Raw genomic sequence first — 11,526 nt, forward strand, 5'->3', positions numbered from 1 at the left:
AACAAACTCTCGGTGAACGTGTCGGCGCCGCCCATGATCTCCAGTGGGCAAGTGGTGGTTCATCTATCAACGCTTCACGAACTCTGCGCGATGACGTGTTTCAGCGGTACTTCAGCAACCTGCTAGGCGGCTGTCACGGGCTTTTGAACGCATCGACGCGTAATCCATACCGCGTTTTCTTGCAGACGAGACCCCTTTAACGGACTCGTGAATAAGAAAAATATCCAGGGATGGGTTTTGAAATTTGAAAGTGTTAATTTTGTCAACGGAGTCGTCCGTGGAATTATTATCCACAAAAATCAGCTCGTAGCCATCATGAGTAATCAGGCCGTCATGCGTTTTTTGGTTCAATAGGGAGAGCAACACCTCTCGGATACGATCGGTTTCGTTGTAAACTGGCACCACAACTGATACAACAACTGTATCGCGCATTCTTTCTTCATGGCAAGTCAAGTCCAGGAATATTGGCTAAATTATCAGAAAGCAGCCGCCTGCCAATAAGAAAATTCCTCCGAGCAATGTCATTCATCATTTGCCTATTATTGATGAGCAGATACAAGCCTTTAATAAATGCTTCATCAGGCAAGCAATCATTCTCTTCCGATATCTTCAGAACGGGCGCTTCAAAGCCGTACTGACCATAAACCTCCCAATAATATTCGTAGCTGGTAGTAATGTAGCACCGTCTGTTGCTGATCGCCTCGCCAACTGGATTCCCATAGCTGTCGTAATCCCACGAAGTAAGAAAAGAAACAAGATCGCAGGAGTAATATAAATCCTCAATTGCAGTCGCATCGCCCACTGAAAGTATGGATTTGTGCGAAAGTGGACCGACAAACTTTATAAATGACTCAACGTTTAACTTTTTGGCCAGTGTATTCAGCTCTTGAGAGTAAAGATGATTTTCATCAGGATCGCCCGCCACAAACAAAAAAACTTTTCGATCGATATCATTTTGACTGAAAAGTTGATTTAGCCGATTAAGCAAATAAATATCCCGATCCAAACGCTTTTGCGGAATAATGCGAGTGGTGCGGGCGATCACGATGTCGCTATCGCGGATAAAGAATTTTTCTCTAATACTATTAAATCTACCATGCTCAGTGAAATCGTAGGTATTTTTTTTAACCATTACTTCCACACCGTAATCACACCACTCTTCCAGCTTTTTTTTCAGGTGATTATTGAGTGTAACGTATGTTATATGCTTGGATCTAACGGGCTTGATGGCATGGGGATAAGGCGCTGCGCCGTATTTCATCACGTTTTTTTCACTGCTCCACATTAGATCGTGGTCGCGCCAGATGACGAAATTCCCTAGGCAATGACATTCGCCGTAAATTTTGATCGCCATATAAATGGCTTTGGTATATATTATATTTTCCGGAAGCGTACCATTCTCAACAATCACATAACTGATACTTAGCTTATCCCATAGCTGAACGATTCGATGTGCTAGTCGCAGAGAAGATTCTCTGATTGCAAGCAAAAGTTCTTCCTGCTCTCTGGAAGAAACCGGCGGAACTCGACCCATCAGAACATTGTGCGAATACGTCAGGAAATCGACATTGTAGTGGGGAATAGAGTTGATATCATCAATGCGAACCAAATCGAATATATCGCTGTAAATCTCATGCTCCTTATTGTAAGGTTTGCCGAATTTTCCTTTATCTATCTTTATATCGTAGCCGAGGTCAAGATAAGATTTAATCTGATTGCGCGCAAGAATTTTCGCCATTTTTGACGCTTCAACTGTGATGCCTGACACGGCGACGGCGTCAAATGATATAAATATGGCCGCCAAATGCATATCTTTACGATACATTCCGAATCACCCTAAAACAATTTTCGAATACGAATCATGATCGCGACCAGAAAACCATCCACTTTCGACACAGGGTCGCCGTGGCTGCGAGCGCGATTTCCGACAGTGCTTCATGGCGTGGTGGGCCTTCGAACGATGATATTTGGGTTGGAAAACAGCGTTGGCACCTCTCCCCTTTTTTGATCTGCGTAAACAAAGGCAGGAAAGCCTTCCTGCAACCGCATTGCGGATGGCGTTGAGCACATCGGAGCAGAACAAAGGTTTGATGAGTGGCTGCAAAGCAGCGACGAATCTGTCCAGATCCAATTCCAGAAGAGGCATGCGGCGTGCCAGCATGAGCCGCGGAAAGGTTTCTACGCACCATCTCGAGGACTGCATGTGAAAGCCGTAGACGGGACGCCTCTATGTGCGGATATCACGCCGGCTGTCTGGACGTTAGTTTTCCGACAAATCGTTCGCTTTGTGTTCAATTTGCGCAGACAAACGTCACGACTCTAGCGGCCGGCCGAGTCGCTCTGTCTGAGATGGTCTGGCAGAGGTGGCCGCGCAAAATCGGACAGCGGGATAACGCAGTATGACTTTTATATGGACGCCTCCCATTTTGCGAAGGCTTTCGCACGCTGTGACGGATGAGACGGCTGCGCCTTTATATCCGGCCCTTGATGCAGCTTCGATGCTGCAGGCCCCGATGAAATCCGCTGACCCACACCTCATTTCCGTGTCGAGCTCGAGGCTCTCCGTCATACTCAGGTTTGGTGGGTCCCGGTCCAACCTATCTCGTCATCACACGCGATTGCCAGCGCAACCTTTTGACCTACCGTCCTTGTGAATCGTTTCCTCTGATTTGTGCTCCCTTACGCGGGTTTGGAACTGACGTGTTCCCTCTGATATTTGCCTGTTGTGGGCGAGAAGCGCCCAGATGGTCCTGGCCAGTTTGTTGGCGAGAGCCACGATTACCACGTTGAACGGGCGGCGTTTGGCGAGCTGCTCTATCCATGCGCCAGCCTTTTCTGGATGTCGCAGAACACTGCGCGCGCCGTGGATGAGTAGCGTGCGTAAATCGGTATCACCTCGCCGGCTGATCCCCAGCAACTGCACCTTTCCGCCGGAACCGGTCTGTTTCGGTACCAAGCCGATCCAGGCTGCAAATTCTCGGCCGGAGCGAAAGGCTGTCGCATCGCCCATCGTGGCGACCGCCGCGGTAGCGGTCAGCAAGCCAACGCCAGGCACGGCGGCGATCGTCTTGCAGGCCTGATCCTCTCTCATCCAGATGCGCAGGCGTTGCTCGATCTCAGCAATCTGCCTGTCGAGCACCGTCAGGCTGTGCCACTGCGCGCGCAATGTATCGATCAGCATGGCAGGCAGACGCTCCGATAGTTTCGCCAGAACGCCGGGTATCGCCTTGTCAAGCACTTCCCGACTGCGGCCCATGACTTCACCGTACTCGGCAAGCAGACCACGCAGGCTGTTAATCTGCATCGTGCGGAATTTGCACCAACTGCTGCCGCATGCGGTGGAGTGCGAGGACTGCCTGTTGTGCCATCCGATTTGATGGCCACTGCCTTGCTGGGAATCTGCGTGGCCATCCAGATGGCGCGCGCATCGGCCGGATCACTCTTGTTGCCGATGTTGAAGGCCTTGACTTCGGGGGCATCAACTTCACCTGATGCCCCAACTTCATCAGTTGCCGCGCCCAATGGTGCGCACCGCCACATGCTTCCATTCCGATCAGGCAAGTGGGGCGGTTTGCGAAGTATTCGAGAAACCGGTCCCGCCTGATTGCTTTGTTGATGACTTCACCACTCTTCGGGTCTACCCAGTGGACCTGAATGACGCTTTTGGCAATGTCGACACCTACGGGGATGGGGTTCATGGCTGTTCACCTCCGGTTCGCTCTGAAGACCTTAGAAGCCTTAACAAAATGATTGCTTTGATCTGTTAAGGAAGGTCTGCATAACCCGCATTTCGGGCGCTGACCTTCTATATTTTTCGCAGTGGCGGTGATGAGAATTTGTTGAGTCGTTAAGGCGCCTGCGATTTACGCCGCTCCGTGCAGCGCTACTGAGGCGCAAGACACGGCGCCTCGGTTATCAAGCCTTGCGCAAAGCTCTACGCGCCATCCATAGATTGCTCAGAGCAAACAACGTCGTGATCTGGGCTGTGTTCTTCATCAAACCTCGATATCGGGTCTTCGTGTAGGCAAACTGCCGCTTGAGGACGCGGAACGGATGTTCGACCTTGGCGCGGACGCCGGCCTTCAGCCGCTCGATCTGATCGTATATCGCGTCCAAACGATCACTCAGATCCAGCTTTTTGCGCTTGCCTGGTCTCATCGCGATGTGCCAGCGCACCCCGCCAGTCTCGCGACGCTTTTCGATCCCCTGATATCCCGCGTCAGCGTACACGTCCGTTTCCTGGCCGTGCAATAGCGCATGAGCCTCCGTAATGTCGTGGACGTTGGCCGCCGTGCCGATGACGGTGTGGACCAGGCCCGACTCTGCGTCCACGCCGATGTGCGCTTTCATTCCGAAGTACCAGTTACCGCTTTTCTGCGTCTGACGCATCTCGGGATCGCGCGTTCCGGAGTTGTTTTTCGTCGAACTGGGCGCCGGAATCAACGTGGCATCGACGACCGACCCGGTCTTGAGCATCAGGCCTTTGTCCACCAGGATTTCATTGACCATCGCGAGCATCTGCGCAGCCAGTCCATGCGCTTCGAGAAGGTGACGAAACCGTAGAATCGTGCTCTCGTCCGGCAAACGCGTCATGCCGCCGTCAAGTCCTGCGAAGTCACGATACAGCGGCACGTCATATAACGCTTCTTCCATCGCTGGATCGGACAGACCAAACCACTGTTGCATAAAATGAATGCGCAGCATCGTCGCGATCGGGAACGGCGGCTGTCCAGTCTTGCCAGTCGGATAGTGCGGTTCGATCAGCGCAATGAGCTTCAACCAAGGCACAACGCGTCGCATCTCATCGAGAAATTCTCGCTTACGCGTGCGCTTCGTTGTCAGATCCAGGTCAAGTCCAAGTTGCGTCATCTGGGCTCTCCTCAACTCACTCCTTTCATCCCAGGATAGTTCACCGAAATCTCAATGCCAGGACTTTTGCAGACCTCCCTTAACTTCCAACGATTGCTGTTAACCTCGTCATTGTTTCGGTGACGAGGAGCTCATGACCAAACTACTCGATGACGCGTTGTGGGCACTCATTGAACCCTTGCTGCCCCCACCCAAACCTCGCCGCTCACGGTATCCCGGACGCAAACCACTGGATGACCGGGCCATGCTTACCGGCATCCTGTTCATCTTGCAGACGGGCCTGCGCTGGGACCTGCTGCCACGCGAGATGGGCTGCGGCAGTGGCATGAGTTGCTGGCGCCGTCTACGAGACTGGCAGGCTGCCGGCGTCTGGGACCGGCTACACGAAGTGCTGCTCGCGAAGCTACGCGAGTCCGACCGGATTGACTGGTCCCGTGTCGTCGTCGACTCCTCCTCGATCCGCGCGGTGGGTGCAGGTCAAAAACGGGACCGAATCCCACCGACCGCGCGCGACCTGGTTCAAAGCATCACCTCATTACCGAAGCGCAGGGCATCCCGCTCGCGGTAATCCTCACCGGCGCCAACCGTCACGATGTCACCCAGCTTCACGCGCTGGTTGATGCGATCCCACCCATTGCCGGCAAGCGCGGCCGGCCGCTTTCGAAGCCCCGCATCGTTCAGGGCGATCGGGGCTACGATCACGACAAATACCGCCGTCCGCTGCACGCAGCCGGCATCGCTACCGAAATCGCCCGACGTGGCCACCCTCATGGCAGCGGCCTTGGCAAAACCCGCTGGGTCGTCGAGCGAACCATTTCGTGGCTTCACAACTTCCGGCGACTGCGCATCCGCTTCGAACGCCTTGCCTTCATCCACGAAGCCTTCATGAAACTCGCCTGCTGCATCATCTGTTGGCGAAGGCTGAAGGACTCATTTTGTTAACGCCTCTTAGAGCGTGTTAGGAACTTCGATTGAGACCTGGTATCCTGGCGGGATGAAAACAACGGACCGCAAAGGGTATCCGACTGATGTGTCGGATGAGGAATGGAGTTTCGCGGCGCCGTATCTGACGCTGATGGACGTTGACGCGCCCCAGCGCAAATACGAACTGCGCGACATGTTTGATGCATTGCGCTGGATGGCTCGTGCCGGCGCGCCGTGGAGGATGCTGCCCAATGATTTCCCGCCGTGGGAGTTGGTGTATCAGCAGACTCAACGCTGGTTGCAGGCTGGCTGCTTTGAGAGCATGGTGAGTGACCTGCGCTCGGTGATAGGCGTGGCACAGGGCCGTCGGGGACAGCCCAGCGCGGTCATCCTCGATGGCCGCACGAGACAGTCGACCTGCGAGAGCGGCCCGCGTGCGGGTTATGACGGTTATAAGCGCAAGCGCGGTAGTAAGGTACATATTGCAGTAGACACGTTGGGACAGTTGCTGGCGGTGCACGTGACCCCAGCCAATGAACAGGAGCGCGCACAGGTAGCGGAGCTTGCGCGGCAGGTCCAGCAGGTAACGGGACGAACGGTCAAGGTGGCATTTGCCGATCAGGGATACACGGGCAAAGAGCCAGCGCAGGCTGCGTTCGACGAGGGTTGGGTTGGACGTGCATAAGGAGTCGATTAAGGTGGCCTACGCGATCGACGCATGCGAGGTCATATCGCGTGGCAAGATCGGCACAATTCAAACGGAGATTGATCGGCTGTGCAAGCGGCTGCGATCGAAGGCTTCACGGGTGTGTGCAAGAGGCGGATCCAGGCTGCTATTGGCTACATCGGCAACTGACGCAGCGCGGCTTTGAGAGGATGGTCTTTGCGCCATCGCTGATTCCCAGAAAACCCGGCTCGCGCAGGCGACCTGACTGCCGTGTATTTGCCCGGTGTTGAAGACGAAGCCTTCCCGGATCTGGCGCGGGTGTGGACTGCAGTCAAGGAGGATTTTGCGGCAAGCCCTCAGCGACTGAAGTCGTTTTTGCCGGCACGTAGAAAAGTTGCACAGCAATCGAGTGAGATGACAAGCTAGGTGGAACCTAGACTCGCCAAACCTTTACTCGCGCGGCTTCTACCGATTTAAGGAACTTACGATCGGGGCAGTGAAGCGCCGCTGCAGCAGATTCTCGCCATCGGCCCCTGCTCACGAACCGCGTAGATCCCCATGTCGATGCTGCCGTTGTCGAATTGGCCCTCGAATTACCCGCCTACGGTCAGATTCGTATTGCCAACGAAGTCCTCAAATGGCATACCCTGTTCGTCTCGCCCCAAGGCATCCTCAGTATCTAGTTGCGTCACGATCTGGAGACGATGCGGAAGCACATGAAGGCTCTGGAAGCCATATCCGCCAAGGCCGTTCAATCTCGCGAAGCTCGGCCGCAAAGAGGTCACTGCGCCCGCAGCTTGAAAGGGCGTCCTGTCTGCGTCATGAGTTACCCTCTATCTAACAACAATCTCGTATAGACCGCCTATTTGCACCGGAGCCGCACCGGGAGGACAAGCGCCGACGATGTATTCAGTAGAAGACATTCATGCATTGATGGCGATCAAAGGCACAAAGAAATGTTTTCGCTATATTGCACTAGGCGACGCGGGGCCGCTGTTTGGTTTGATTGTTACACGCCTCCTTCCGAATATCTTGCATGCGATGGAGGACGTTTCAAGAGACTGTTCGGAACATTGGAGATTTTCACCTGCAAACTCGGTGGCATCCAGTCGTCAGCTGCTTCTTGTAAATGTCGACGTGTCTTTTAAAGCTTATGCGCAGACGACGACCGGCGGGGAACCATGCGTCAGTACGCCCAGCTATCCAGCTTGCGCTGGAGAGGTTGCCGTCGAAGCTAACGGGTTTGGCTCGGGATTAACAATCCAGGCAGTTCTTCTTGGAACACTCTCTGAGTAGGAAGCGGATGTCGAATGCACAAAAGTTTTACATCGACGGCGTCTGGGTCGCGCCGTCGGGCGACGCGCGCCTCGCCGTTGTCGATCCGTGCACAGAAGAGGCGTTCGCGCAGATCGCGCTCGGCAATGCCGACGACGTGGAGCGCGCTGTGACCGCTGCAAAGCGCGCATTCGCGTCGTTTTCGCTGACGCCGCTGACTGAGCGCGTCGCACTGATTCGCCGCATACTCGACGCTTATGCGGCGCGTTACGACGAGATGGCCGATGTCATTTCGCGCGAGATCGGCGCGCCGAAAACGCTTTCGCATACATGGCAGGCCGCGCTCGGCAGACGTCACCTCGAAGAACTCCTACGTACCTGCGAACGCTTCGCCTGGCAGCGCAAGAAGGGCACGACCCTTGTCAATTATGAGCCCGTCGGCGTGGCCGCGCTCATCACGCCGTGGAACTGGCCGATCAACCAGATTGTCTGCAAGGTCGCCCCCGCGATTGCCGCCGGCTGCACGATGGTGCTCAAGCCAAGCGAGATCTCGCCGCTGAACGCCGTGCTGTTCGCCGAGATTCTCGATGCAGCAGGCGTGCCGCCGGGTGTGTTCAATCTCGTGAACGGCGACGGCCCGACGGTGGGCGCGGCGCTCAGCAGTCATCCAGATGTCGACATGGTGTCGTTCACCGGGTCGACACGAGCGGGCGTGGAAATCGCGAAGCTCGCGGCGCCGACCGTCAAGCGTGTGCACCAGGAACTCGGCGGTAAGTCCGCAAACATTCTTCTCGACGATGTGGACCTGGAAGCGGCCGTCACTTCGGGTGTCTACGAGTGCTTTGGCAACAGCGGCCAGTCGTGCAACGCGCCGACACGTATGCTGGTGCCCGCAGCGCTGCACGACGAGGCCGTGCGCATTGCACAGCATGCGGCGGCCTCTCACTGTGTGGGTCCCGCGAACGACGACCGCACCACGATGGGCCCTCTGGTGAGCGACGTGCAATACACACGCGTGCAACGGCTGATTAAAAAGGGCATCGAGGAAGGCGCACTGCTCGCAGCCGGCGGGCCGGGACGTCCCGACGGCCTGTTGCGCGGTTACTACGCGCGGCCCACGGTCTTCGCAAACGTCGACCAGTCGATGACGATCGCACGAGAAGAGATTTTTGGCCCAGTGCTCGCCATCATGCCGTACCGGGACGAGGAAGACGCGATCGCGATTGCCAACGATACACCGTTCGGACTCGCTGCATACGTTCAATCCGCAGATCGGGCGCGCGCCCAGCGTGTGGCGCTCCGGCTGCGCGCGGGCAGCGTGTATTTGAACTATCCGGCGTGGGACGCGGGATCGCCGTTCGGCGGATATAAGCAATCCGGCAATGGCCGTGAATATGGCGAGTGGGGTCTGGAGGCGTTTCTCGAAGTAAAGGCTATCGTCGGCTATGACAATCAGGCGGGACCCGGCACGGGCGGTGACGTGCAGGCGTACCCAAGTGAAGACTCATTGGCCTCGGAGTATCCGAGGCGCTGGTTGAACGCGCCCAAGTCCTGATATCGCCTCAAGAAATATCTCCATGAGCTCTGACATAAATTCTCCGGCTTCAGAGCATATCCAGTGGCTCGTGAGTCAATCAATGCTCCACCAGGTTCGGGCACGGGCACGCAGTTATGCGGGGCAAGCCAAGCTTTGGCTTCACCCCTATGCCGAAGCACGCCCGCGTGAGGTCTGCGCAAAGTCGTCTGTCTGGTTCACCGCGTACCCGGGCGCGGTTATAGCCGCGCCGGGACAATCGGTACTCCAGGCATTGGGAAGCGAGACACTGTGGCGTTCGCTGTCCTCGTTGGGCATTAGGGCCATGCACCCGGGTCCAACCAAACTCGCAGGTGGTCTTAATGGTAAGCGCTTTACCCATTCGGTGGATGGGAACTTTGATCGCATCGGCCTAGAGATCGATTCCAGATTCGGCAGTAAAGAAGACTTCATAGCAATGAGTCGCATGGCGGCAGCGCACAACGCTGTTGTCATTGACGATATCATTCCTTTGCATACTGGCAAAGGCCCCGACTTTCGGCTCGCTGAGATGAATTACGGGGACTATCCGGGCCTCTACCACATGATCGAGATCATGCCTAGCGACTGGAACCTCTTACCAGACGTACCTGAAGGCAAAGATTCCATCAATCTGCCGGCTGACGTCGTCGACACCCTAAAAGGTAGGCGCTACATCGTTGGCCAACTTCAGCGGGTAATGTTTTTTGCGCCGGGCGTCAAGGAAACAGACTGGAGTGCAACCGCTCCTGTACTCAGCGTAGACGGCATAATGCGCCGGTGGGTATACCTTCACTACTTTAAGGAAGGTCAACCGTCACTGAACTGGCTCGACCCAACATTTGCAGCCCAACAAATCGGTATCGGTGATGCTCTGCACTCCCTAGATGTCCTCGGCGCACGCGGACTTCGCCTGGATGCCAACGGCTTTCTCGGCATCGAGCGAAGACCACACGGCAATGCGTGGTCGCAGAGCCATCCACTCGCGGTCGCGGCCAACCAGCTTCTTGCCGGGGCGATTCGTAAGGCCGGTGGGTTCAGCTTTCAGGAACTCAATCTCACCCTCGACGACATGGCGGCAATGTCCAAAAATGGCGCGGACCTGTCTTACGACTTTGTCACACGTCCTGCGTATCAGCATGCACTTCTGACGGGAGACACAGAGTTCTTGCGGCTGATGCTACGCAAGGCCCATCAGTACGGCATCGACCCGGCGTCTCTCATTCACGCGCTTCAGAACCACGATGAACTGACGCTGGAGCTCGTACATTTCTGGTCGCTACACGCTAACGCAACCCTTACCTTCCAAGGGCAGACATGGAACGGCAACTCCCTTCGAGAGCATATCCGGGAGAAGATGTACGAGCGCTTGTGCGGCGAGCATGCGCGCTACAATGTTCCTTTTGTGACAAACGGTGTGTCTTGCACGACAGTCAGCGTCATCACTGCGGCACTCAATATTCGGGACTTGGACGCCATAACGCCTAGGGACAGGGACAATATCCGACAAATTCATCTTCTTCTTGCGATGTTCAATGCTTTTCAGCCCGGCATTTTTGCGATATCGGGGTGGGATCTTGTGGGTGCACTACCCTTACCCATTGAGGCCGTCGAGGAGCGAACGACTGACGGAGACACGCGCTGGGTACAACGCGGTGCTTATGATCTAACAGGCGAAAACGGGCATGCGTATGCATCCGAAGAAGGCATACCGCGCGCAGTGGCTTTGTACGGTACGTTGCCGGAGCAGCTCGCCGACCCCACCTCTTTCGCCTCACAACTCAAGCGTCTCCTCGCTGTGAGAGACTCGTACGGCCTTGCCTTAAGTAGGCAAATAGGGATTCCCGACGTTGTCGCGCCAGGCCTCCTAGTAATGATTCACGAACTTCCCGCAGGGAAAGAGACTCAGATTACAGCTCTGAACTTTGGTGCAAGCACCGTCGATGAGACTATTACCCTACGCTGCACCGCGCCAGGACCCGTCATCGACATGCTCGCCGATTCGGTTATCGGTCACCTCGACGAACTGGGTAAGCTGCGAATAGTGCTTGAGGGTCACCGAGGTGTATCACTGAGAATTGGGAGTTCTCTTTCTAGTTGACGTGCATTTAACAGGATGCGGAAATACCCCCGCCCGGAATCGGCCTTCCACGATTTGAGCGCCCACCGTCGCTAAATCTTTCGCATTGTGCAATTTCAACGCGCATCAACCTTTTTAAAGCACTGTGAGGCCGGCTTC

General features: G+C 55.5%; 7 protein-coding genes and 3 pseudogenes. 6 read left to right on the forward strand and 4 right to left on the reverse strand.

The window, feature by feature from the left end; genetic code table 11:
* Nucleotides 1-111 precede the first annotated feature (111 nt).
* The 4 genes and pseudogenes from AB3X96_RS41135 to AB3X96_RS41150 all read right to left on the reverse strand — a co-directional run bounded on the left by AB3X96_RS41135 (nt 112) and on the right by AB3X96_RS41150 (nt 4,869).
* Complete coding sequence (locus AB3X96_RS41135) at nt 112-432, reverse strand: glycosyltransferase family 2 protein (RefSeq protein ID WP_368594232.1); 321 nt, start codon at nt 430-432, stop codon at nt 112-114.
* A gap of 7 nt (nt 433-439) precedes the next feature.
* A complete protein-coding gene (locus tag AB3X96_RS41140; RefSeq protein WP_368594233.1) occupies nt 440-1,825 on the reverse strand; it encodes a hypothetical protein in 1,386 nt (461 codons plus the stop codon).
* Nucleotides 1,826-2,679: 854 nt separating this feature from the next.
* A pseudogene (locus AB3X96_RS41145) lies at nt 2,680-3,698 on the reverse strand (IS110 family transposase).
* Nucleotides 3,699-3,915: 217 nt separating this feature from the next.
* Nucleotides 3,916-4,869 carry an IS5 family transposase gene (locus AB3X96_RS41150; protein WP_368594234.1) on the reverse strand — a complete coding sequence of 318 codons (954 nt, stop codon included), beginning with the start codon at nt 4,867-4,869 and terminating at the stop codon, nt 3,916-3,918.
* A gap of 133 nt (nt 4,870-5,002) precedes the next feature.
* Here AB3X96_RS41150 and AB3X96_RS41155 point away from each other — a divergent pair.
* From AB3X96_RS41155 to treS, 6 genes and pseudogenes are all read left to right on the forward strand, one after another.
* A protein-coding gene (locus AB3X96_RS41155; RefSeq protein ID WP_368594235.1) for an IS5 family transposase occupies nt 5,003-5,811 on the forward strand; the annotation gives its coding sequence in 2 pieces (ribosomal slippage) (nt 5,003-5,348 and nt 5,348-5,811; 810 coding nt in all).
* Between the two features lie 52 nt (nt 5,812-5,863).
* Nucleotides 5,864-6,448 (forward strand): annotated as a pseudogene (locus AB3X96_RS41160) (IS5 family transposase); the annotation flags it as partial.
* A pseudogene (locus AB3X96_RS41165) lies at nt 6,444-6,838 on the forward strand (IS110 family transposase); the annotation flags it as partial. The pseudogenes AB3X96_RS41160 and AB3X96_RS41165, both read left to right, overlap by 5 nt.
* Before the next feature lie 525 nt (nt 6,839-7,363).
* Nucleotides 7,364-7,756: a hypothetical protein gene (locus AB3X96_RS41170; RefSeq protein WP_368594236.1), complete on the forward strand. Its 393-nt coding sequence runs from the start codon at nt 7,364-7,366 to the stop codon at nt 7,754-7,756.
* A gap of 7 nt (nt 7,757-7,763) precedes the next feature.
* Nucleotides 7,764-9,290: an aldehyde dehydrogenase family protein gene (locus AB3X96_RS41175; protein WP_368594237.1), complete on the forward strand. Its 1,527-nt coding sequence runs from the start codon at nt 7,764-7,766 to the stop codon at nt 9,288-9,290.
* A 22-nt stretch (nt 9,291-9,312) separates the two neighbouring features.
* Nucleotides 9,313-11,388, forward strand: coding sequence for a maltose alpha-D-glucosyltransferase (gene treS / locus AB3X96_RS41180; protein ID WP_368594238.1), 2,076 nt, complete (start codon nt 9,313-9,315; stop codon nt 11,386-11,388).
* Nucleotides 11,389-11,526: the final 138 nt, after the last annotated feature.

The organism is Paraburkholderia sp. BR13439 (genome assembly GCF_040948805.1).
GTDB lineage: Bacteria > Pseudomonadota > Gammaproteobacteria > Burkholderiales > Burkholderiaceae > Paraburkholderia > Paraburkholderia youngii.

What these genes read in the sequence shown, in the direction of transcription:
- AB3X96_RS41175 (WP_368594237.1), top strand. Translation starts at nt 7,764, where the DNA reads ATGTCGAATGCACAAAAGTTTTACATCGACGGCGTCTGGGTCGCGCCG.
- AB3X96_RS41170 (WP_368594236.1), top strand. Translation starts at nt 7,364, where the DNA reads ATGTATTCAGTAGAAGACATTCATGCATTGATGGCGATCAAAGGCACA.
- AB3X96_RS41140 (WP_368594233.1), bottom strand. Translation starts at nt 1,825, where the DNA reads ATGTATCGTAAAGATATGCATTTGGCGGCCATATTTATATCATTTGAC.
- AB3X96_RS41150 (WP_368594234.1), bottom strand. Translation starts at nt 4,869, where the DNA reads ATGACGCAACTTGGACTTGACCTGGATCTGACAACGAAGCGCACGCGT.
- AB3X96_RS41135 (WP_368594232.1), bottom strand. Translation starts at nt 432, where the DNA reads ATGCGCGATACAGTTGTTGTATCAGTTGTGGTGCCAGTTTACAACGAA.
- treS (WP_368594238.1), top strand. Translation starts at nt 9,313, where the DNA reads ATGAGCTCTGACATAAATTCTCCGGCTTCAGAGCATATCCAGTGGCTC.